The following is a 20,837-nucleotide window of genomic DNA, read 5'->3' as shown; positions in this document are numbered from 1 at the left end:
AACTCGATGCCGAGGTCGTCGCAGATGGCCGTGTGCATGCCGGCTCCTAAGCAGTGGGCGAACTGAAACGTGTTCTAGTTTAGTACCCACCGGCGCCGCGACCACCACGGGGTCGCCTAACCGTCGTTCTTTGCCTCGTCCCTCTGTGCTCCGTCGTCCGCTGCCTCGTCGTCCTCTGCCTCGTCGTCCCGAGCCTGGTCGTTCCCCGCCTCGTCGTTCTGTCCCTCGTCGTTGGCTGCCTCGTCGTGCGCCTTGACGATCCTCTCGTTTCTTGCCTTGTCCTCCTCCACCCTCTTGCCAAGTGACTTGTCGTCATCTGAGCCGCCGCGGTCCGAGTCGTCGCCGTCCGACTTGCCGCCCTCTGACTCCGATTCCTCCCCAAACTTCGGGTTCCCATCGTCATCGAGCCACTCGTTGACGGCCGTCCCCGCCACGGTGCCACCGCTGCCCGGCATGATCACCGTGGCACGTTCCTCCACGTACTCCTTCCGCATTTCCTTGGCCTTCTCTTTGTGCTCGTCTTTGACCTCGGGCTTCTCGGTCAGCGGCCGATCCTCCTGCTGCTGACTGTCCTTGTCTTCCGTCTGTTGGTCTTCGTTTGCCACGGCGTCCCCTCGGTCTAAAGGTCTCTAGCGGTTTCGTGCTTCTAGGACTGCCCGAAAGTGTGATTTACGAAACAGTCCGGGTTCTCGGCACGACTAGGGAGCCGGCCGCCACCAGCAGGCCAACCACGGCCAGCGGAATGGCCCAGGACCGCCTGCTCGACACGGCGTGGTTGCACTCGGCGACGTAGTCGGTGTGCGGAACGATCTGGTTGAGAATCGGCACGTCTGCAACGGTCTGGCCGTTGGCGGCCTCGGCCTGAGACGAATCCGCGGCCACGGCATTGCCGCAGCCGATCGACTTGCCGTTTCCGGTGATCGATACCGGAACCAACAAGGCGATCACACCGGCGACCAGGAGTGCCGCACCAACCAGCAGGATCAAGCGTCGTGCATTCATAGTTAGGCTCCTCGTTTCTGCGGCCGGAAGACAAGCCCGGGTGGTGAACTCGGCGTTCCCGAGCCCGGTCAGGGATTGCCCGCCGACGTGATCACCAAACAGCAACCAGCCGGAGCACCAGAAACGTGGCCATGCACGCGAAGCACACGAGGTGATCCCGATAAAGCGACCGCGCGAGCCGTGACTGTTCGGCCGCCCCGTCGCCTCGACCGCCGAGCCGAACCGCGTTCGGCACCGTTCTGATCCCGGCGAGCAGGATGGGCGCCGCGGCGAGCACAGCCGAAGCGGCGGCGAGCCAGGCGGGGTCGTGTCCGCGCACGGCGCGAAAGGCCAACGCTGCGAGAAGAACGACCATCACCGCGGCGATCAGGCGGCTCATCGGACGCGACGTCGTCGTCGCGCGCCGGTAGTAGGCCGAGATCGACGCGAGCACCGGGTCGGGCAACTGCGCATTCCGGGCGCCGCGGGCCTGGGTGTCGAAGATCAGGTCCATCCACAACACCGCGAGCAGGAAGCCGCTACAGGCGAGAAGAAGGTCTTCTGAAACGCTCATCGCACGGCGACGCGCAGCACCGGCCAGCCGTTGGCCGCCGCCGCCGCAGCGAGGCCCGAGCGCGGGTTCACCGGTCGGGGATGGCCGACCACCGACATCAGCGGCACGTCTTCGTCACCGTCGGCGTAGAAATAACTGCGTTGCATGTCCACGCCATGGTCTTCGCAGAAGCGCTGTGCCGCATCGACTTTCCTGGCCCCCCAGATGATCGGCCTCTCGACGTCGCCGGTCAGCACGCCGTTGCCGTCGACTTCGAAGTGATTGCAGAGCAGCCGGGTGATTCCCAGTGCGCGGGCCACGGGTTCGGCATGGATGGTCAGCGCCGACGAGCACAGCGCGACAGTATGGCCGCGCTCTCGGTGGGCCGCCACGACCTCACACATGTGCGGGTACACCCGCGACGCGATGCGCCGGACGAAGAGCGTCTCGCCCAGCTCGTCTAGTTCGCGCAGCGACTCGCCCTTCAGATACCCCGCGGCCCGCACGATGAGCCGCTCGAACTGCATGCGGCCGAGCCGGTACCGGATCGAGGCTTCCAGGACCCCGAGAACCTCGCCGATCCGCGCTTGCCTGCGCCGGATCCGATCGCCGGCGTGGGCCGTCGCCGTGAATCCGGAAACCAAGGTGCCGTCCAAGTCGAAGAACGCGCCTACCTCGGGGCCCGGCAAGCTTGCGGCGATCTCGGCGACCCGCCCCGACGGCTCCGCGATCATGTCCCGAGACTACGGTTCTTGATCACAGTCAGCCGGATTGCGTCATCAACCGTAGTGTCGACTCAAACCGAAAGGAGAGTGCCATATCGCCCCGGCGTCGCAAGACACTCTCCGTCGTAATCATCGTCCTGTTACTCCTGGTCTGCACCGGTTCGCTGCCGACCTTCGCGCGCCCTCAGCAGCCGCCCGAGCGGGTCGAACTCGCTGACGGCTGGCAGCTCTCGTCGGCCACCGGAATGAGCAGCGATGGCGCGACGGTGTCGCGTCCCGACTACCAGACGCCGGGTTGGCACAACATCCGCCGCATGCCCGCGACCGTCCTGCAGGCGTTGCAGGACGACGGCACCTACCCCGACCTGTACTACGGCAAGAACCTGCTCGACGAGGTTCCGCAGGACCTCTACAAGCAGGACTGGTGGTACCGTACGACGTTCACGGCGCCGGCGGGTCACACCACCTATCTGCTCGAGTTGCCCGGTATCAACTACCGCGCCGAGGTCTGGCTCAACGGCCGCCTGGTCGCCGACAACAAACAGATCGTCGGCATGTTCAGCGCACATGAGCTCGACGTTGCGCGCTGGATCCGGCCAGGCTTGCCCAACACCCTCGCCATCAAGGTCACACCCGAGCGGGCGCTGCAGGACATCAACGGCGTCGAGCTCGCAGACAGTTGGTGGGACTGGATCAACTGGAACTATCTGGGATACCAGGGTCCGGGTAAGAATCCCGACCGCGGCAATTCGTTTGTCTCCGACCGCAATGCGGGCATCTGGAAGCCGGTGTATCTCAAGTTCGCAGGCGACGTGGCGCTCGGTCCCGCCGCGGTCACGACCGAGTTGCCTTTGCCGCGAACGGATTCCGCGCAGCTGACCATCAACACCTCCGTCCACAACTACTCGACTCAACAGGTCCGGGGAGTGCTCAAGGCAACGATCAGCCGCCCGGGCAAACCGAGCATCGACGTCGAGCAGCCGGTGACCCTGCTTCCGGGCGAGCAGCGCGAAGTAACGTTCGGCGCCAATGACTTCGGCGGCCTGACGGTGGCCGATCCCGACTTGTGGTGGCCCTACACCCTCGGGCAGCCCAACCTCTACGACCTACGGCTGGAGTTCAACCAGTTCGGACAGGTGTCCGATACATCGAATCTCCGGTTCGGGATCCGCACCGTCACCCAACACCGCGACGACGACGGCGACTTCCCCGATCTGGGCAAGGGCGGCAACTTCTATCTGACGGTCAACGGACGCGACTTCCTGGTCCGCGGTGCGGCCTACACACCCGACCTTCTGTTCGCCTACGACCCGGATCGTGAGGACGCGATCCTGCGGTACGTCAAGGACCTCGGCCTCAACATGGTGCGGCTGGAAGGCAAGTTCCCGGGAGAGCACATCGTCGAGGAGGCGGACGAACTCGGGATCCCGCTGATGTTCGGGTGGATGTGCTGCAACCAGTGGGAGAAGTGGTCGCAGTGGGACGACGAAGACCGGCAGGTGGCCCAGGACAGCCTGCGGTCACAGATCCTGATGCTGCGCTCCCATCCGTCGGCGTTCATCTGGGCGAACGGCAGCGACGGCAAGCCGCCGCCCGACGTACTCGCGAAATACCATGCCATCCTTGATGATTCGCATTGGCAGAATGCCACCGTCGACACTGTCTCCTCCCTGGCAAGGGATGCGACGGGTGAGCGCGACTGGGACGGCATCAACATGGCGGGGCCGTACAGCTGGCGACCACCGGGCTATTGGTTCAGCGGGCGCTACGGCGCCACCAGGGGGTCCACCGCCGAACAGGGCGACAACGAGCACATTCCGCCGTTCGAGAGCCTGAAGAAATTCATCCCGCCCGACAAGCTGTGGCCGATCAACGACACCTGGTACTTCCACGCAGGCTCCAATCCGAAGAACGCCACATTGCAGAGCATCAAGCGCGCGGTCGACCGGCGCTACGGCCCGTCCGACGATGCCGAGGAGTTCAGCCGCAAAGCCCAACTGGCACACTACGAGTCGACGCGGGCCCAGTTCGAGGCGTTCGCCGCCAACGGGTGGGCGAGCCACAAGATGACCATCTACTGGATGCTGAACAACCACTGGCCATCGTTCTTCGGCAACATCTTCGACTACTACCTGCGCCCTGGCGGCGCCTACTACGGCGCCAAGAAGGGCCTCCAGCCGCTGTCGGTGGTGTTCGACTCCTACGCAACGGGCGATCACACGAAGGCGAACGTCACCCTGGTCAACCAGACGCCAAACGACCGGTCAGACCTGCGGGTGCGCGTCCGCGTGTACGACCTGCAGGGCAAGATGCGCGAGGACCGGATGACCGACGACCTGAACGTCGCCTCGGGCGGAAGCGTCGAGGCGATGACGTTGCCCAGGGTGGCCCGCGACTCCGGCGTCTTTTTCGTACGCTGCGAAGTGGTCGACGGCGACGGAAGCGTTCTTGCCGAAAACGTGTACTGGCAGTCGCAGCAGCGAGACGATCTTGGTGATCCGGCGAACGACTGGGCGTTCGAACTGAGGCAGGTGAGTTGGGCGGACATGACCGCGCTGAACTGGATGCCGAAGGTCCCGTTGCAGGTGAGCGCGAAGCGATCCGATGCGGCGGGGGAGAACGGTGTCACCATCCGCCTGCAGAACCCCACTTCGCGGGTGGCCTTCTTCGAGCGGGCCGAAATCCTCGGCACGCGCGACGGAGACGAGATCCTGCCCATCGAGTACAGCGACAACTACGTGACGGTGTTTCCCGGCGAGACCGTCGAGGTGCACGGTGTCGTGCCCACCGACCGCACGGTCGCCAACTGGGTACGGGTCGGCGGATACAACTCGCCACCAGTGGTGGTGCCGATCGAATAGAGGTGAGGTGCCGTGCACGAGGTTGACCAGAACACCGAACAGATGGTGCGCAGCGTCTTGGCCTACGCGGAGAACCGGTTGCGGATGGACCCCGTGCCGCTGGACAAGGGAGTGCTGCCCGCCGAAGACTTGTACGAGCGGCTCGACGGCCTGATCCGCGACGCACCGCGCCAACCCGACGAGGTGCTCGGCGTGTACACCTCGGTGATCGCACCGAGCGTCATCTCGGCGGACAGCCCGCGCTTCCTCGGCTTCATCCCGGCGGCACCGACGAAGGCCAGCCTGCTGTTCGACATGCTGGTGTCGTGCGCGTCGATCCAGGGCATCTCGTGGCTCGAGGCGTCCGGCGCCATCGCCGCCGAGAACAGCGTGCTGCGGGTGATCGCTCACGAGGCCGGCCTCCCCCAAACCTGCGGCGGCTGCTTCGTGTCAGGCGGGTCCGCGGGCAATCTGTCCGCGCTGGCGGCCGCTCGCGAGACCGCCAAGCGGCACGGCGCCACCGGCCGTTTACGGGTGGTGGTCGGCTCCGATGCGCACTCGTCGATCACCAATACCCTGCGGCTGCTGGAGATGGACGCTCTGGTGGTCGAGACACCGGATCACCGGCTCACCGCCCAAACCGTCCGCGACGCGGTGCCGCCCGACGCGGCCGGCATCGCGGCGGTGGTGTGTACGTCTGGCACCACCAACGCAGGCATCATCGACGACCTGGCAGGGGTGGGCGCCCTGGCACGACAGCGGGACTGGTGGTTCCACGTCGACGGCGCGTACGGAGGCTCCGGGGTCTTCGCTCGCTCGCTGCGACCGAAGTACGCCGGGCTGGAACAGGCCGACTCGTTCATCCTCGACCCGCACAAGTGGCTCTTCACCCCCTTCGACTGTTGCGCGTTGCTGTACCGGGAACCAGAACTCGCTCGCGCGACGCACACTCAGGACGCGTCGTATCTCGACGTCATCCACAGCGGGGAGGGCGAGTGGAACCCGTCCGATTACGCCTACCATCTGACCCGCCGCGCGCGTGGCCTGCCGTTGTGGTTCTCCCTCGCGGTGCACGGCATCGAGGCCTACCGCGCCGCCATCGAGGTCGCCGTCACCCTGGCGCACGAGACAGCCGAACTGATCAAGGCCGCACCGCAGCTGGAGTTGATTAGGGAGCCCGACCTCGGCGTGGTCTTGTTCCGCAGGCTCGGCTGGAAACCCGAGGACTACGACGCGTGGGCGCAGCGGCTGCATGAGGACCAGGTCGCGTTCATCCCGCCGACGAAGTGGGAGGGAGAAACCGTCGGCCGGTTCGCGTTCCTGCACCCGCACACTCACCTGGAGCTGGTTCGCGAGGTGCTGGCCAGAACGGAGTGAGCGACTAACCAAGCGCGGCGGCGATACGCCGCCACTCCTCGCGCGGATACTCGTTCGGGTTGGCAGTGAGCACCTGCACGCAGACGTGGTCGGCGCCAGCGGACAGATGCTCGTTCACCCGGGCGATCACGGCGCCTTCGTCGCCCCACGCGATGATCGCATCGAGCAACCTGTCGCTGACCGACGCGACGTCATCGGAGGAGAAGCCGAGGCGCAGCAAGCTGTTCCTGTAGTTGGGCATCGCCAAATAGTTCTTGACCCAACGGGTTCCGATGGCACGGGCCTCGGCGGCGTCGGCTGTCAGGATGACCGTCTGTTCGGGCAGCAGCAGGGGGCCCTCACCCAGCACCTCGCGCGCCTGACGCGTGTGCTCCGGCGTGACGAGGTACGGGTGGGCGCCACGGGACCGGTCCGCCGCAAGTCTCAGCATCTTCGGCCCCAGCGCCGCCAGCACCCTGGCTTCGACCGGTACGGGTGGCGCGGCGCTGTCGAGCGCGTCGAGGAACGACGCGGTCGCGGCCAGCGGCTTGCGATACCGTCCGGGCTCGGTCGAGTCGATGAGTGGCGCGTGGCTGACTCCGATGCCCATCAGGAACCGCTCGCCGTGAGCGGCGGTCAGTGACGCGTAGGACGCCGCCACGTCGACGGGGTCGTTCATCCAGAGGTTGAGGATTCCCGTCGCGATCACGATGTCGTTCGTCGCCGAAAGCAGGTGCTCCACCGACGCCAGCACCGGTGTCCGGCCGCCGACGTCGGGTATCCAGAGCGCCGAGTAACCTAACTCTTCCAATTCCGCTGCGGCATCGGCGGATTGCGCTTTGTCGCCGTATCTCAGCTGATGACTCCAGATGCCAACGCCCGAAAGATCCATGTTTGTCTCCTGTTCCGCCTATCCGAACTATCCGACGGCCGCGAAGTTGACGGTTGCCGTCGCACCGAGTTCGCCGTCGTCACCGCGGTAGATGTCGACCTGGATGACGACGGACCGCTTGCCGGTACGCAGAATCCGGGCGACCGCTCGCGCCGGACCGTTGCGCTCCTTGATCGGCCGCAGATAGCGGATGAAGAGATCCGTGGTGGCGACGGCGTGGCCGAACGGCGTGCTGCGGGCGGCCAGCTGTCCGGCCGTCACATCGGCCATCGTGGCGATCAGCCCGCCTTGCAGGCCACCGGCGGTGTTCGTCACCCGCTCGTCGACGGGCATCTCCATGACGACGGTGCCGTCGGTCGACGGCACCTCCCGCAGCCCGATCTGGTCGAACAGCTCCCGCAGGGATTTCGGCGCCGTCACGGGGAATGACCTTACGGCAGGCGGGTACTCGCGCCTGATGACCCTGGCTGACCGGCTTGAGTCGCAGTTGCCGTGCGTGCTGCCCGGGCACCAACTGTTTCGTTGTCTCGGTGTGGACGAGGCGGCGTGGCAACGGTTCTCTTCGCACTGGGACGACCTGAAGCCCGACAGCTATGCGGCCGAGTGCGGCACGACGCGGCTTCGGCGATACGGCCACTTCATCTTCACGCCTGCCGATCGCCGCTTCCGGCTTATGCCGCACGACACGTTCGCCCAACCCGAAGATTCCAACCCGCTCTACCTCGACCGAGATCGCGACTTCGAACCGCTCACCGCGAGCTTCATCGACGACGCGTTGCTGCGCGGCGTGCTGAGGCTGCTGGGTGACGTGGCGACCGCTCTCGACGACGTCGCCGACTGGAGCGCCAAGGTGACGCCGTTCCGAGTCCTCGCATCCGCCGGCCACGTAGGCGACCCGACTCCAGAAGGGCTGCATCGCGACGGCGTCACCCTCGTCACCTCCCTGCTGATCGGAAGGGACAACGCGGTGGGAGGCGAGAGCAGCGTCGACGATTTCGCCGGCAATCGACTGCTGGCCACCGTGCTCAGCGAACCGGGCACCATGCTGCTGGGAGACGACCGAAACACATTGCACTGCGTGACGCCGATCCGGCCCCTGGACCCGGCCCGCCCCGCACGTCGGGACGTCCTCGTCATCACTTTCGCTTCGCACCAGCGCTCGGATCGTCGCGCACCCCGATGAGCTTGTTGCCATCGTGACTGTGTGCCCGCCTCGGTCGCCGGGTACCCGGCCCGCGATGCAGACCTTCCTGCCGTGCCCTGGATTCGCGGACTCCGCGCGGGTGCTCGACAAGCGGCGTCTCGGCAAGCAGCGCGTCGAGACGATCCAAGTGCTGCGTGCGCTCACCGTTGCGGGGTACGGATGGCGGCATCATCCCGCCGCCGCGATGTGGGCGGGCTACGAGGAGGCGCTCGTTCGATACGGGCTCGAGCTGTGCGCCGTCTGGTGCGAAAGCGGTCACGCAGACACCTGCGCCGCGACCCTCGTCGAGGATCTGGCGCAAACAGTCGGGCAGCGGTCGATACGCAGCCAGGCCGAACTCGCGGCCGCCGGTGAGCTCCCACCCTGGCTCGGTGACCCCGCGTTTCACCTCAGCCACCAGTCGGCATTGGTGCAGAAGGACCCGGAGTACTACCGCCGGTTCTTTCCCGACGTACCCGACGATCTGCCGTACCAGTGGCCGGAATCGGATCGGGCCCGTCGCATACCGGTTTGATCTCGCTTCTACCCGCAGTGCGGCTCGTATGCTCGGGGCATGAGTGAGCCTGGCGTAGCGCTACCGCCTGGACCGCGACTGCCCGCCCCGGTCCAAGCCGCACTGATGGCCCGCTACTGGCCGCGATTCATCTCCGCGTGCAGGCGCCGGTACGGCAGCGTGTTCACGATGCGGGTCGCCACCATGGGAACGCTGGTGTATCTGGACGACCCGGCCGAGATCAAGAAGGTGTTCGCCGGCAGTCCCAGCGTCTATCACGCGGGTGAGGCGAACTCCATGCTGGCCGGCCTCCTCGGCGACAACTCGGTGTTGGTGATCGACGACGACGTGCACCGGGAGCGCAGGCGGCAGATGCTGCCTGCATTCCACCGTGATGCGGTCGCGCGCCAAACCGCCGTGATGGCCGAGATCGCGGCGGCCAACATCGCGACGTGGCCCGTCGGCACGGAGTTTCCGGTCGCCCCGAAAATGTCGGAGATCACGCTCGAGGTGATCCTGCGGACCGTCATCGGCGCCTCCGATCCGGCTCGGCTCGCGGCGCTGCGGACAGCGATGCCCGAAATGCTCAACGTGAGCCTGTGGTCGTCGCTGGCGATGGCGAGTTCGAAACTGCAGCGGCTGGGGCTGGGCCGGTCGTTGCGTCGCAAGGCCCAGGAGGCCAACCGCCTGCTGTACGCCGAGATCGCCGACCGCCGTGCCGATCCCGACCTCGCGACGCGCACCGACGCGCTGGCGATGCTGGTACGCGCATCCGATGGTGACGGCGCCACCATGACGGACGATGAACTGCGCGATCAGCTCATCACCCTGCTCGTCGCCGGGCACGACACGACGGCGACCGGACTGTCCTGGGCCTTGGAGCGGCTGACAAGACATCCCTCGATCCTGGAGAAGGCGGTGCGGGCCGCCGAGGCGGGCGATGCCGCAGGCGACGAGTTCCTCGACGCGGTCGCGAAGGAGACACTGCGCATCCGACCGGTCGTCTTCGACGTGGGCCGCGTGCTCAAGGAACCGGTCGAGCTGGCGGGCTACCGGCTGCCTGCGGGCGTCATCGTCGCACCCGGAATCGGGCTGGTGCACAGCAGTTCCAAGCAGTACCCGCAGCCCGACCGGTTCGACCCCGACCGAATGGTCGGCGCCACACCGGGTCCCACGACGTGGCTGCCGTTCGGCGGAGGCAACCGCCGATGCCTCGGGGCCACCTTCGCGACCGTCGAGTTGCGGGTCGTGCTCCGCGAGGTGCTGCGCCGGGTCGAGCTGTGCACCACAACGGCCGCAGGCGAACGGCAGAAGGTCAAACACGTCATCCTGATACCGCACCGCGGTGGGCGCATTCGCGTCCGGTCGCGCAGGAACGTTGCGGCCTCGGCTCCCGCTGCCGCCGACACGTCGTCGTGTATGCATAGTTCGTGAGCGCACGTGCCGGCATCGTTGTCACGGGAACAGAGGTACTGACCGGACGGGTCCAGGATCGCAACGGCCCGTGGATCGCCGACCGGCTCCTGGAACTCGGCGTCGAGCTGGCGCACATCACGATCTGCGGTGACCGGCCGGGTGACATCGCCGCAGCGCTGCGCTTCCTCGCCGACGAGGGGGTGGACCTGATCGTCACCAGTGGCGGACTGGGCCCGACCGCCGACGACATGACGGTCGCGGTGGTATCCGAGTTCTGCGGGCGCGAACTGGTACTCGACGACCAACTCGAAGAGACGATCGCGACGATCCTCAAGCGGCTGCGAGCGCGATACACCGACGTCGACTTCGACGCGGTGCGCGCGGCCAACCGAAAGCAGGCCATGGTGCCCGCCGGTGCCACGATCCTCGATCCCGTCGGCACCGCACCCGGAGTGGTCGTCCCGGGCAAGCCGACGGTTCTTGTGCTGCCCGGCCCGCCGCGCGAGCTGCAGCCGATGTGGCACACCGCGGTGAAAACCGCTGCGCTGCAGGAGGCGATCGCGGGCCGGACGGAATACCGGCAGGACATGGTGCGGATGTTCGGGCTGCCCGAGTCGGGCCTTGCCGAGACGCTGCGCGAGGCGCAGGGGCGCATCGACGGGTTCGATAGGCTCGAGATCACCACCTGCCTGCGACGGGGCGAGCTCGAGATCGTGACGCGCTACGAGCCGGATGCCGCGCCGGTCTATCTCGAGTTGGTGGACGCATTGCGAAAACACCATGCCCGCGAGATCTTTTCAGAAGACGGTGCCCTCGTCGACGATCAGGTGGCGGCTCTGCTGGCGGGCCGCCGCATCGCGACGGCGGAGTCCTGCACGGCGGGGCTCGTCGCGGCGCGGCTCACCGACATACCCGGGTCGTCGGCATACGTCGCGGGCGGGGTGGTGTCGTACAGCAACGAGGCGAAGTCGAACCTGCTCGACGTGGACCCGGTGCTCATCGAGACGCACGGGGCGGTGTCCGAACCGGTGGCCGAAGCGATGGCCCTTGGTGCGTTGCACCGCTTCGGCGCCGACACCGCGGTCGCCACCACCGGCATAGCCGGGCCCGGCGGCGGCACCGAGGACAAACCGGTCGGGACGGTGTGCTTCTCGGTGATGCTCGCCGACGGCCCGAAGCTGACGAGGACGCTTCTGCTGCCGGGTAACCGCTCCGATGTCCGAGAGCGCTCGACGACCGTTGCGATGCACCTGCTCCGTCGCGCCCTTCTTGGCGCGAAAAACCCTGCGCTTCTTGAGGACTGACGTCAGCCGTCTTCGGTCACGGTGAAGCCGGCCAGCCAGTCCTCGTGCATCTCGTCGTCGATCGAGACCCGCCACTGGTAACGCTGACCGGCGGTGAGCTTGAGCGGGGGGATGGTGGCGGTGAAGGGAATCGTGACCGGGGTGCCCTCGGGGTGTACGGGTTTGTGCTTGGCCTTGATGACCCCGTGTTCGGTGTGCGCCACCCGGACACCGTCGCTGTCGACCAGCTCGGCGCGGATCGGGAACGACTTGTTGAGCTCGGCCCATTCGACTTCGACGAAGATCACCAGCGCATGTTGCGGAACGGGTGTCGAGGAGGCCGTCCAGCCAAGTCCGAGCGCGTGAAGGGTGCCCGCCTGGTCCAGGGCGGCGCTCTGGGCGAGCAGCACGATGGCTCTCATGTGTCAATCGGCGCCGTCGCTGTCCCACAACTCGAGCATCGAGCGCAGGATCTCTTCGGCGCGTCCGAGCCCGCCGAGATGGCTCTCACCCGGCATGGGCAACAGCTCGGCGTCGGGCAGCCTTGACACCACATGCTGTCCGTGCGCGAAAGGAACGATGTGGTCGGCGTCGCCGTGCCACCAACGCACGTGCACCTTGACCTCGTCCAGCCGGAATCCCCAGTCACGCGCAAAGGCGACGATGTCGTAGAACGGCGCCGCCATCTGCCGACGGCTGCCGTTGAGCAGATCGTCGAGGAACATGGCCTTGATCTCCGGTCGGGCCAGAAGCGCACGGTCGGCCGGCGGCGACACCAGTCCGTACAGATCCGCCATAGGCCCCGCCACCGGGCGGATGAACCGGATCAGCGTGGTGGCCAGCACGCCGATCGGCACCTTCGCCACCTGCAGGAGTGGCGCGACGCGCGTTCCGAGGTTGCCCATCACGCCGCCCCCGATGGCGTCTGGTCCGGTCGGAGGGGCGACCCCTCCGACGACGCCGGCCGCCACCACACGCTCGGGCATGGCCGCGGCACATGCCAGCGTGTAGGGGCCACCACCGGAAAGGCCGACGACGGCCATCTTGTCGATTCCCAGCGTGTCGGCGATGGTCCGCAGGTCGTCGGTGAACTCGAAGACGTTCTCATATTGGTGGGGCGTGGACGAACCGATGCCCGGCCGGTCGACACCGATGAGGCGGATGTCCGCCTCTTCGGCGAAGGCCCGCGCCTCGGTGGGGATCTGCCTGCGCGCGCCGGGGGTGCCGTGCAACCAGAAGATGGCCCGGCCCTGCGGTGCGCCGAACTCGGCGAAGCCGATCTGGCGATCTTCGCCGACGGCGACGTTTCCTTCGAGCTTCGGGCGATCGATTGCGACAACCATGCCGAAAGTTTCGCATGCCGCTCTCGAGTCCCTGTCCGGCTTCCCGACATCGTGGCGCATCATTGCGTTGTGGCCGGTGACGAGCTCGACGAACTTTATGGCGTCAGGCCCGAGGAGTTCACGGCCCGTCGCAGCGAGCTCGCCGCCGCGGCCAAGAAGCGGGGTGACGCTGCTGCGGCGAAGCGGATCTCCGCGGCCCGCAAGCCGACCACCGCGGCATGGGTCGTCAACCAGCTCGTGCATGCCAATGAAGACGTCAAGCGTTCGCTCACCGACCTGGGGGAGCGGCTTCGCGCGGCGCACGCCGCGATGGATGGTGCAGCCATCCGCGAGCTGTCCTCCGAGCAACGGTCACTGGTCGACGAACTCGCCCGCGCCGCGTTCGAAGGGGTCGATGTGACGAATCCGTCGGCAACGCTTCGTGAGGATGTCACCGGAACGCTGCAGGCGGCCGTCGCGGACCCCGATGTGGCCGGCCGGCTCGGTCACCTTGCCAAGGCCGAACAATGGTCCGGCTTCGGTGATTTCGGTTCAGCGACAGCGGTCTTCACGACAGCACGCCGCGATAAGAGCGGGTCGGACACCAAGCAGACAAGCCAAGAGCCTCCTCGCGAGCAGCGGCGCGATGACGAACGCGCGTCGGCGCGCCGGGTGGAGGAAGCAAGGACGGCGTTGGCCGTGGCCGAGCGGGCCAAAGACGACGCCGCCAACGAATTGTCGGACCGGCAAACGGATCTGGCGGTCGCCCGGTTACGTCGTGACGAGATGCGGCAGCGCCTCGAAGAGGCTGAGCGCAACCTCGACGCGGCCGACAAGGCTTACAGCGAGGCCAAGCAGGCCGGCCGTGACGCCGCCGAACTGGTCAAGAAGGCAAAGGCACGGCTCAATCAGTCCGAGCGCACGCGATAGGTCAGCGGACGGCGGCCCGCGCCTCGGCGAGGTTGTCCGCGCCCAGCACCAGCCGGGTGTTGGTCGCGAGGTACACCAGGGTGAGGTTCACCCGGGCGGTGCCGAGTTCGCAGGCGACTTCGCCGAGTGCGCCGGGCCTGTCTTCGACTTCCAAAACCAGTACCTCCTGCTCGGCGGCGATCCTGATGCCCGCATCGTGCAACGCCTCGAACGCCGCCGTCGCATCGTCGATCAGGATGTGCACCTCGGCCTGTCCACCGCCGCTGGCCACGGCGCACAGACCGGCGATGTTGGCGCCCGCCTTGCCGAGCACGTCGCCGAGGCGGGCAAGCTCCCCGGGTTGATCGTCCAGATAGAGCGTCAGGTCGGTTGCCATGACCGGCTCCTTTCGTCGGACTACCGACGATCATCCTCCGACGGCGACGACATAACCGACTCCTCCCGAAATCAGGGTGCAACGCACACCGCGGGGGTGGCGACGGCGAGCGCGATCATCACAGCCGTCGGCGCCGACGCGAATGCGTCTCGGCGCCGTGATCAACGCCGCGAGATCCGGACCGGACATCGCCTGCTCGGTGCGCGGGCTCGCCGGCTGGCCCATGCCCGGAGGTAGCCGGTTCGCCGGCTATGGTCGCGTTTCTACTGATCTGTAATACTGCGACGATGCGACGCGCATTGCTGATCATCGCCGCTGTGCTGGCGGTGTTCGTCAGTGGATGCGGATCCAAGATCAATCCGGATGGCGCCGCCAAATCGGTCGTCGATGTCGTCTCGCGTCAGACGAAGTTCAAGCCGAAGGACGTCAGCTGCCCATCTGGCGTGAACGCGGTGGTCGGAGCCGAATTCGACTGCAAATTCACCGGACCCGAGGGCACGGAGTACACCGCGCACATGAAGGTGACGAAGGTCGAGGGCGACAACGTTGAGTTCTACGTCCAATCAAAGCCCAGCTGATCCAATCGATTACCGAAGCACCTCGATTGCCGCGGACGCTAGTGCCGCCTAGGCGACAATCGGCGGGGGCTCCGGCGCACCCGGCGGGGGCGGCGGCAGTTCCGCACCAGGAGGAGGCGGCGGTGGGAGCTCGGCGCCGGGGGGCGGCGGCAGTAGATCGGCACCGGGAGGAGGAGGCGGCAACGGCGCTCCCGCCGGCGGAGGCAGCGGAGCCTCCATCCCCACGGGAACGATGACGCCCTCCGGCGGGAGCGGAGCATTCGGCGGAGGCGGCATCACGCCCGGAGGCAGCGCATCCTCGGGCGCAGGCGCATCCGGCGCCATCTCGAGGTACATGTGCCTGGAGAACTGCTTCTGGTCGGCGCCTCCGCCACCGACCCGCACGCCGCCGCCCTCACCGGAGGAGACCGGCGTTCCATCTGGCAGGGTCGCGGCGGTGTGGCCGCGGTTCCATCCGACGTTGAGGGCGCCGGGCTTGGAACCGTACTGGAAGCCGCGGGCCTTGAGAGCGCCTTCGATATTGCCGGTGTTGAACCGGTCGCCGTAGATCGGACGACCGGACGCGGCGTTGGTCACGAAGGAAACGAGACCCGAGCAGTCTGTGCCGGCAGCCGAATCTCCTCCGGAGATGTAGGGCGTGCCGGACAGCTGCTGGACGACGGTCAACAGCGATGCGGTAGCAACAGCAAACATGGCGTCGGACAGTAACAGAGATGCAATTACCCCTCAAATTCTGTGATGCCCTTCACTATATGGCTGCGCAGTGGGCTGTTTCACTCTGTGCGCCAAATGAACAGTGCTGCCACACAATGTTATTCAGGGTCAGTTGCTAAGGTGTGCAACGTCATTCCGGTCACTCGGAATATCGTGTTCCGTTGTGCGCTAATCGGATTCGATGAGACCCATTGTCGATGAGCCGATTCGGCGACCGTTCCAGTGTTGCCCACGTTCCTCCGGCATCATTCTGGTACCGGGCATGCAGATCTAGCAAATAAATCGCTCTGACCACCGGCGCGCAGCCGTTTGGCTGCATATTGGCGAAACGTAACCTCTCGGCTGCGTATTGTGCCAAAATTGCGGGATGGACGACGTGTTGCGGGCGCTGGCCGATCCGAGCCGGCGTCACCTTCTCGACAGCCTCAACGAGCGAAACGGTCAGACCCTTCGCGAGCTGTGCGCGAGCCTTTCCTTGGCGCGCCAGTCGGTGAGCAAGCACCTGGCGGTGCTCGAGGCGGCCCGGCTGGTGGCCACCGAGCGGCGGGGTAGGGAGAAGTTGCACTTCCTCAACGCCGAGCCGATCAAAGCGATCGCCGGTCACCTACTCGAAACCTACGAGCACGCGCCCTCTCGGCCGCGATACCGGTGGGCGAGCTGGCACGAGCTTCTGGATCAGCCGTAGGCCAGTAATAGAGGTATGCGCTGCTCGGCACTCGTGAGCGAGCCGTGGTGACCGATCAGTGACGACTCCATCGGCTCAACGGTGCGCCGGACCATCGTCGCCGACCCGCGGGCGGCCGCGACGATGTCGCCGATACGCATCCGGACTTCGTCGCGCACCGATCCGCCGAACCAGCCCGCCGCGATCGCTTCGTTACGCGATGCCACCCACGCACTGTCGGCGAGCGTCTCCCGCCACGCTGCGAGCACCGAATCGGCCGCACCGTGGTCGACATAGACGTGCCGCGCCCGCGGCTCTCCACCGACGGCGTGCACGCCATCGAGCAGCGCGGCCCGACTGTCGATGTCCACGGCGTCATCGTCGTCGACCGTCACCATGCCGTGGTCGGCGACTATCGCGAGCAGCGCGCCGGACGGGAGACCCTCGACGACGGATTCCACCAGCCGGTCGACCTCCCGCAACTGCATCCGCCACGCGGCCGAACCGGGACCGTAGAGATGCCCGAGCAGATCCACCTCGCCGTGGTAGCCGTAGCAGAACCCGCCGTCAGCGACAGCGGCACGGACGCCCTCGGCGAGATCTCCGAGCGCCCGCACCCCGACGTAGCGGCCTCCGCGCAGAACCGCGCGGGTCAGGCCCGAACCGGTGAACTCCGCTCCGGAGACGACGCTCACCGCGACGCCCGCCGAGACGGCCCGTTCGAAGGTCGTCGCCATCGGCTGCACCTGCTCGGGCGGCACGGTGTCCCGCAGATCGTCGCCCCGCGGGTGCGGGCGCCAGCGCAGAGGGTTGATCAACCCGACTCCTGGCAGTCGGAACGACAGCCCGACCAGTCCGTGCTCGCCGGAACGGCAGCCGGTGCCGATCGCGGCCAGTCCGGCCACGGTCGTCGACGGGAAACCCGCCTGCAGGGTCCGGCCGCGCAGCGCCGCCATCACCGGGGCGTCGTCGGCGTAGGCGTCCAGCAGCTCCGCACCCAGCCCGTCGATCAACAGCACGCACGCACCGCGCACCTCGGCGGCCAGGTCGATCCGGCCGTCGAATTCGGCCACACCCATCGCCGCCAGCACGGATGGCACCACGTCGGCAAGGTGAGGCGTGTGCGGGTCCGGCTGCGGCAGGTCCACATCGCGAGCCTGCCATATTCTTTGCGCTATGCCGCTGCGGATGAGGACGGTCGCGGGCATCGGGCTCACGTTGCTGCTCGGTGCCTGCACCTGGTCGCAGGCCGCGCCCGCCGCACAACTGACGAACGGGCCTGTGCCCGACGACGGGGCGTTCTCGATCGGCCCCGCCGCCACGGACTCGATCGGCGGATACCTTCCCGACGGTCAGACCCTGTCGCCGTTCGATGCGGCCAATCCGGTGATCGCATGGCTCGACCCGTCGTTGCTCGCGGCGGTGCAGAACGCAGCACGCAGCGCCAAGGACGACGGGGTAGACGTGCGGATCGCGTCGGGCTGGCGGACGAAGGGTTTTCAGCAGCGGCTGTTCGATGACGGTGTGCGAACGTATGGAAGCGTCGAGGCCGCACAGCAGTTCGTCGCCTCGCCCGATACCTCACAGCACGTCCTCGGCAAGGCCGTCGACGTGGGTCCGGTTGAAGCCGATACCTGGATGATTCGCAACGGTTCTCGGTTCGGCCTGTGCCAGATCTATGCGAACGAGATATGGCACTTCGAGTTGGCGGCCGACAAGGATGGTGCCTGCCCGCCGTTGAGGCCGAACGCGGCCGGCTGATTCGTCTCAGCCCGAGACGGCCGCGATCCGGGCCGCCACATCCGCTGCGATTTCCAGTGTCCCGGGATCCGCTGCGGCGTGGTAGCGGTCTGCAGCCCGGTCATAGCGGGCGCCCGCGATAGAACCGTGGTCGGCGTCGAGCTCGACGAGGTCGACGGGCCAGCCGTGTCGTTCGAGATCAGTCGCGAACCGCCGGCTGGCCGAGGCCGGCACGACGTCATCGGCGATTCCGTGCAGCAGCGTGAACGGCGACCGATGGCCGCCGCTGTTCGCCAGGCCGGCGGCCGGCTCGCGACCGGAGATCGGGTCGGCTGTCATGAACGCGCCGGCCAGACAGACGGTGTGTCGCAGGCGGACATCGTGGTGGGACGCGTGAACGGTGAGCCCCGCAGCGGCGAGCCCGCCCATCGACCAGCCCACGAGGGTGAGGCTGTCGTCCCGGCCACCGCGCTGCTGCGCGAAGTGGACCGACTGCAGGAGGTCCCCGCGGCCCGAGTCGTCGGCGTGCGAGTCCCAATCGGGCGCCACCACCGACAGCCCGTGGTCTGCGACGCGCTCCGCGAGCGGCCTGACGGCGGTGCGGGCATCGCTTTGCATTCCGTGCCAGATCAGTACCGTCGGTCGGGTCGGTTCACCGAAAACGTCGGCCAGCCGGCCGGGTGCGTACTCGACGGTGTCCATGCCTCGAGGTTACGTAGCCGAGGGGTCCGTGATGCCGCTACAACCACGGCATGGAGACGGCGCCCGACGCATCCAGGGCGCTTGTACCAGCGCCTGTACCATCTCCCCATGCCGGGAGAGGACAGCCTCTCTAGTCGTTTCGACTATCTATTCGAGCCCCTCGAGGTCGAGGAGCCGGTCGACGATGCCGGTTCTCATGGGACCTCTGCCGGTGACGGCATACCGGGACCCAGCACGGCATCGGTGAGGACGGCTTTCGCGGCTTTCGTCCTCGGCACGCTCGGGGTGGCGGCGGTAATCGCCGTCCTGCTCCTGCAAAAGCCGGCCGAGCCCCCCGAGCCGGTCGGTGTCCCGCTTGCACCGGCGCCCTTGTCGACGATGATCGCCGACATGCCCAGCCTGGCGGCTCCCGTTTTACCGCCCACGACAGCGGATGTGCCGATCGAGGCGCCACCTAACATCGACTCGATGCCTGCACAGCTGTCCGCGCAACAGCCGACCACCGCGAGCCGGGCGCCGCAGACGCGGACCGCGAAGACGCCTGCGACCAGGGCGCCGATCAGCGTCGCACCCGAAACCCGCGCGCCGTTCCCCAATCAGGCCCCGCCGCACGGCGGGGACGGAGGCGGCGGCCTGCTCGGAGGCGGCGGCCTGCTATGACGCACGCGCGCACGTCATACGAGCGGCTCCGCACCGCGCACGTGGACGCCGTACAGGGATCGCTCGACGATCACATCGGCCGCCTTGACTGGTCGCGCAAACAGATCGAACACCATCAGACCGAGCGGCTGCGCTCGTTGCTGGCTTACGCCAGAGAACGGTCGCCGTTTCATGCTCGACGGCTGAGTGGCATCGATCCGTCCGCGGTCACGGCGGCCGGACTGGCAGGCGTGCCGATGATGACGAAGGCCCAGGCCCAGCACGAATGGGACGACATCGTCACCGTTCCCGGCCTTTCGCGCGAGCACGCCGAACAGATCCTTGTTTCCCAGCAATGGTTTTCCTACACCCCGAGCGATCAACAGATCTTCAGCTCCGGCGGGTCCAGCGGCGTGCGCGGCGTCTATGTGTGGGACTGGCATTTCTTCGTGTCGATCGCCTGTGTGGCGTGGCGCCTGCAGGCTCGGGAAGAGCGGCGTGCGCCCCATACGCGTGCGCGTCTCGCCGTTCTGGCGGCGGGCATGCCGCCGCATGCCAGCACTCCGTTGTTCGATGTGCCGACGGCGCCGGGGATGGAAACCGTCGTGATACCGGCGGGTGCTCCCATCGACGAAACCATCGCGGCGGTCGCTGCGGTCGAACCGACTCATCTCGTCGGATACGCCACCGTCGTCGGGCAACTCGCCCGCGCGTCCCTGGCAGGCCGTCTCGACATCCGCCCGGTGCGGGTGAGCACGAACTCCGAGCCGCTCCTCGACGAGGACAGGAAGGCGATCCGCGAGGCCTGGGATGCGCCGGTGCACAACCTGTGGGGATCGACGGAGATCGGCGTGCAGGCGGTGGGTTGTGCACGCGGAGAGGGACTTCACGTGTGCGAGGACGAGGTCGTGCTCGAACGCGTCGACGAGAGCGGTGCACCCGTCGGCCCGGACGAGCCGGCCGCCAGAACGCTGGCCACCGGGCTTGCCAATCGCACCTTTCCGTTCATTCGTTATGACCTTGGAGACCAAGTCGATTGGTTGCCCGGCCAATGCAGTTGCGGAAGCGCATTCGGCCGGGTGGCCGACATCGGCGGCCGACGCGACGATGACTTCACCTACGACACCGCCACGATCCCGGCGAGTGTGTTCCGCCACGTGCTCGGCACGGATCCCCGCATCACCGAGTACCAGGTGCATCAGACCGCTCGCGGCGCCGATGTCCTCACCGTCGGGAATCCCGATCCGGAGGCGCTGGCGTCCGCGTTGACCGCCGCGCTGAGCCGGCACGGGCTGGCGGACCCCATGGTCGCCGTCCGCGTGGTCGAGAGGCTGCAACGCCACGAGTCGACCGGAAAGCTGAAGCGCTTCGTCCCGCTCGGCTAGACATCCCACCAGACCGGACGATCGTCGCATCGAAACGTTTCCGC

At 67.1% G+C, this 20,837-nt stretch carries 24 protein-coding genes and 1 pseudogene; 12 read left to right on the top strand and 13 right to left on the bottom strand.

Translation table 11 applies throughout. From position 1 onward, the window contains the following. Window positions 1-116: 116 nt before the first annotated feature. The 4 genes from QOC76_RS12090 to QOC76_RS12075 form a co-directional block, all read right to left on the bottom strand. Window positions 117-605, bottom strand: a complete 489-nt coding sequence (locus QOC76_RS12090) for a hypothetical protein (protein WP_526357074.1) — start codon at window positions 603-605, stop codon at window positions 117-119. Between the two features lie 64 nt (window positions 606-669). Then, window positions 670-1,002 (bottom strand): aminopeptidase, encoded by a 333-nt coding sequence (locus QOC76_RS12085; RefSeq protein ID WP_526357073.1) that lies wholly within the window; start codon window positions 1,000-1,002, stop codon window positions 670-672. Between the two features lie 91 nt (window positions 1,003-1,093). Then, window positions 1,094-1,555, bottom strand: a complete 462-nt coding sequence (locus QOC76_RS12080) for a hypothetical protein (RefSeq protein ID WP_526357072.1) — start codon at window positions 1,553-1,555, stop codon at window positions 1,094-1,096. Further along, window positions 1,552-2,268 (bottom strand): HAD family hydrolase, encoded by a 717-nt coding sequence (locus tag QOC76_RS12075; protein ID WP_526357071.1) that lies wholly within the window; start codon window positions 2,266-2,268, stop codon window positions 1,552-1,554. Before QOC76_RS12075 ends, QOC76_RS12080 begins: the two co-directional genes overlap by 4 nt. Window positions 2,269-2,504: 236 nt before the next feature. On the opposite strand from QOC76_RS12075, the gene QOC76_RS12070 reads away from it, so the two are divergent. Together QOC76_RS12070 and QOC76_RS12065 are read left to right on the top strand one after the other, a co-directional pair. Next, on the top strand, window positions 2,505-5,120 hold the full coding sequence (locus QOC76_RS12070) for a glycoside hydrolase family 2 protein (protein ID WP_526357070.1): 2,616 nt from the start codon (window positions 2,505-2,507) through the stop codon (window positions 5,118-5,120). A 12-nt stretch (window positions 5,121-5,132) separates the two neighbouring features. Then, on the top strand, window positions 5,133-6,476 hold the full coding sequence (locus tag QOC76_RS12065; RefSeq protein WP_526357069.1) for a pyridoxal phosphate-dependent decarboxylase family protein: 1,344 nt from the start codon (window positions 5,133-5,135) through the stop codon (window positions 6,474-6,476). Between the two features lie 4 nt (window positions 6,477-6,480). Here the strand turns inward: QOC76_RS12065 and QOC76_RS12060 are convergent, their stop codons facing one another. Further along, window positions 6,481-7,347, bottom strand: a complete 867-nt coding sequence (locus QOC76_RS12060; RefSeq protein WP_526357068.1) for an LLM class F420-dependent oxidoreductase — start codon at window positions 7,345-7,347, stop codon at window positions 6,481-6,483. A 27-nt stretch (window positions 7,348-7,374) separates the two neighbouring features. Beyond that, on the bottom strand, window positions 7,375-7,767 hold the full coding sequence (locus QOC76_RS12055) for a PaaI family thioesterase (RefSeq protein WP_526357067.1): 393 nt from the start codon (window positions 7,765-7,767) through the stop codon (window positions 7,375-7,377). Window positions 7,768-7,804: 37 nt separating this feature from the next. Here QOC76_RS12055 and QOC76_RS12050 point away from each other — a divergent pair, with 37 nt between their 5' ends. From QOC76_RS12050 to QOC76_RS12035, 4 genes are read left to right on the top strand one after another with little or no spacing between them, the layout of a single operon-like run. Then, a complete protein-coding gene (locus QOC76_RS12050; RefSeq protein ID WP_526357066.1) occupies window positions 7,805-8,530 on the top strand; it encodes a 2OG-Fe dioxygenase family protein in 726 nt (241 codons plus the stop codon). 55 nt (window positions 8,531-8,585) lie between these two features. Beyond that, on the top strand, window positions 8,586-9,065 hold the full coding sequence (locus tag QOC76_RS12045; RefSeq protein ID WP_526357065.1) for an MSMEG_6728 family protein: 480 nt from the start codon (window positions 8,586-8,588) through the stop codon (window positions 9,063-9,065). A 39-nt stretch (window positions 9,066-9,104) separates the two neighbouring features. Beyond that, window positions 9,105-10,478 (top strand): cytochrome P450, encoded by a 1,374-nt coding sequence (locus QOC76_RS12040; protein WP_526357064.1) that lies wholly within the window; start codon window positions 9,105-9,107, stop codon window positions 10,476-10,478. Further along, window positions 10,475-11,764 (top strand): competence/damage-inducible protein A, encoded by a 1,290-nt coding sequence (locus QOC76_RS12035; protein WP_526357063.1) that lies wholly within the window; start codon window positions 10,475-10,477, stop codon window positions 11,762-11,764. The genes QOC76_RS12040 and QOC76_RS12035 overlap by 4 nt, the downstream gene beginning before the upstream one ends. A 2-nt stretch (window positions 11,765-11,766) precedes the next feature. Here QOC76_RS12035 and QOC76_RS12030 read toward each other — a convergent pair whose 3' ends face one another. Together QOC76_RS12030 and QOC76_RS12025 are read right to left on the bottom strand one after the other, a co-directional pair. Next, window positions 11,767-12,165 (bottom strand): DUF6941 family protein, encoded by a 399-nt coding sequence (locus QOC76_RS12030; RefSeq protein WP_526357062.1) that lies wholly within the window; start codon window positions 12,163-12,165, stop codon window positions 11,767-11,769. A gap of 3 nt (window positions 12,166-12,168) precedes the next feature. Continuing rightward, the gene (locus QOC76_RS12025) at window positions 12,169-13,086 is read right to left on the bottom strand and encodes an alpha/beta fold hydrolase (RefSeq protein ID WP_526357061.1); all 918 of its coding nucleotides are present in this window, start codon (window positions 13,084-13,086) and stop codon (window positions 12,169-12,171) included. Window positions 13,087-13,155: 69 nt separating this feature from the next. On the opposite strand from QOC76_RS12025, the gene QOC76_RS12020 reads away from it, so the two are divergent. Further along, a complete protein-coding gene (locus tag QOC76_RS12020) occupies window positions 13,156-13,995 on the top strand; it encodes a hypothetical protein (RefSeq protein ID WP_526357060.1) in 840 nt (279 codons plus the stop codon). A 1-nt stretch (window position 13,996) separates the two neighbouring features. Here QOC76_RS12020 and QOC76_RS12015 read toward each other — a convergent pair whose 3' ends face one another. Beyond that, complete coding sequence (locus QOC76_RS12015) at window positions 13,997-14,371, bottom strand: ACT domain-containing protein (RefSeq protein WP_526357059.1); 375 nt, start codon at window positions 14,369-14,371, stop codon at window positions 13,997-13,999. A gap of 30 nt (window positions 14,372-14,401) precedes the next feature. Continuing rightward, entirely contained in the window at window positions 14,402-14,596 is a 195-nt protein-coding gene (locus tag QOC76_RS12010) for a hypothetical protein (protein WP_526357058.1), read from the bottom strand. 62 nt (window positions 14,597-14,658) lie between these two features. Between QOC76_RS12010 and QOC76_RS12005 the strand changes: the two genes are divergently transcribed. Then, complete coding sequence (locus QOC76_RS12005; RefSeq protein ID WP_526357057.1) at window positions 14,659-14,949, top strand: DUF4333 domain-containing protein; 291 nt, start codon at window positions 14,659-14,661, stop codon at window positions 14,947-14,949. A 48-nt stretch (window positions 14,950-14,997) separates the two neighbouring features. Here QOC76_RS12005 and QOC76_RS12000 read toward each other — a convergent pair whose 3' ends face one another. Beyond that, the gene (locus QOC76_RS12000; RefSeq protein ID WP_526357056.1) at window positions 14,998-15,642 is read right to left on the bottom strand and encodes a peptidoglycan endopeptidase; all 645 of its coding nucleotides are present in this window, start codon (window positions 15,640-15,642) and stop codon (window positions 14,998-15,000) included. A 388-nt stretch (window positions 15,643-16,030) separates the two neighbouring features. On the opposite strand from QOC76_RS12000, the pseudogene QOC76_RS11995 reads away from it, so the two are divergent. Beyond that, window positions 16,031-16,288, top strand: a pseudogene (locus QOC76_RS11995) (ArsR/SmtB family transcription factor); the annotation flags it as partial. A gap of 50 nt (window positions 16,289-16,338) precedes the next feature. Here the strand turns inward: QOC76_RS11995 and QOC76_RS11990 are convergent. Further along, window positions 16,339-17,475, bottom strand: a complete 1,137-nt coding sequence (locus tag QOC76_RS11990) for an alkaline phosphatase family protein (RefSeq protein ID WP_526357055.1) — start codon at window positions 17,473-17,475, stop codon at window positions 16,339-16,341. Window positions 17,476-17,503: 28 nt separating this feature from the next. Between QOC76_RS11990 and QOC76_RS11985 the strand changes: the two genes are divergently transcribed. Next, window positions 17,504-18,088: a M15 family metallopeptidase gene (locus tag QOC76_RS11985; protein ID WP_526357054.1), complete on the top strand. Its 585-nt coding sequence runs from the start codon at window positions 17,504-17,506 to the stop codon at window positions 18,086-18,088. Window positions 18,089-18,094: 6 nt separating this feature from the next. Here QOC76_RS11985 and QOC76_RS11980 read toward each other — a convergent pair whose 3' ends face one another. Then, window positions 18,095-18,769, bottom strand: coding sequence for an alpha/beta hydrolase (locus QOC76_RS11980; RefSeq protein WP_526357053.1), 675 nt, complete (start codon window positions 18,767-18,769; stop codon window positions 18,095-18,097). A 108-nt stretch (window positions 18,770-18,877) separates the two neighbouring features. On the opposite strand from QOC76_RS11980, the gene QOC76_RS11975 reads away from it, so the two are divergent. Together QOC76_RS11975 and QOC76_RS11970 are read left to right on the top strand one after the other, a co-directional pair. Beyond that, window positions 18,878-19,429 (top strand): hypothetical protein, encoded by a 552-nt coding sequence (locus QOC76_RS11975; protein WP_526357052.1) that lies wholly within the window; start codon window positions 18,878-18,880, stop codon window positions 19,427-19,429. Further along, on the top strand, window positions 19,426-20,793 hold the full coding sequence (locus QOC76_RS11970; RefSeq protein WP_526357051.1) for a phenylacetate--CoA ligase family protein: 1,368 nt from the start codon (window positions 19,426-19,428) through the stop codon (window positions 20,791-20,793). Before QOC76_RS11975 ends, QOC76_RS11970 begins: the two co-directional genes overlap by 4 nt. Window positions 20,794-20,837: the final 44 nt, after the last annotated feature.

Source organism: Mycobacterium sp., assembly GCF_032159565.1.
Taxonomy (GTDB): domain Bacteria; phylum Actinomycetota; class Actinomycetes; order Mycobacteriales; family Mycobacteriaceae; genus Mycobacterium.
The sequence above is the reverse complement of the archived record's forward strand: the minus strand, read 5'-3'. Positions and strand labels throughout refer to the sequence as shown.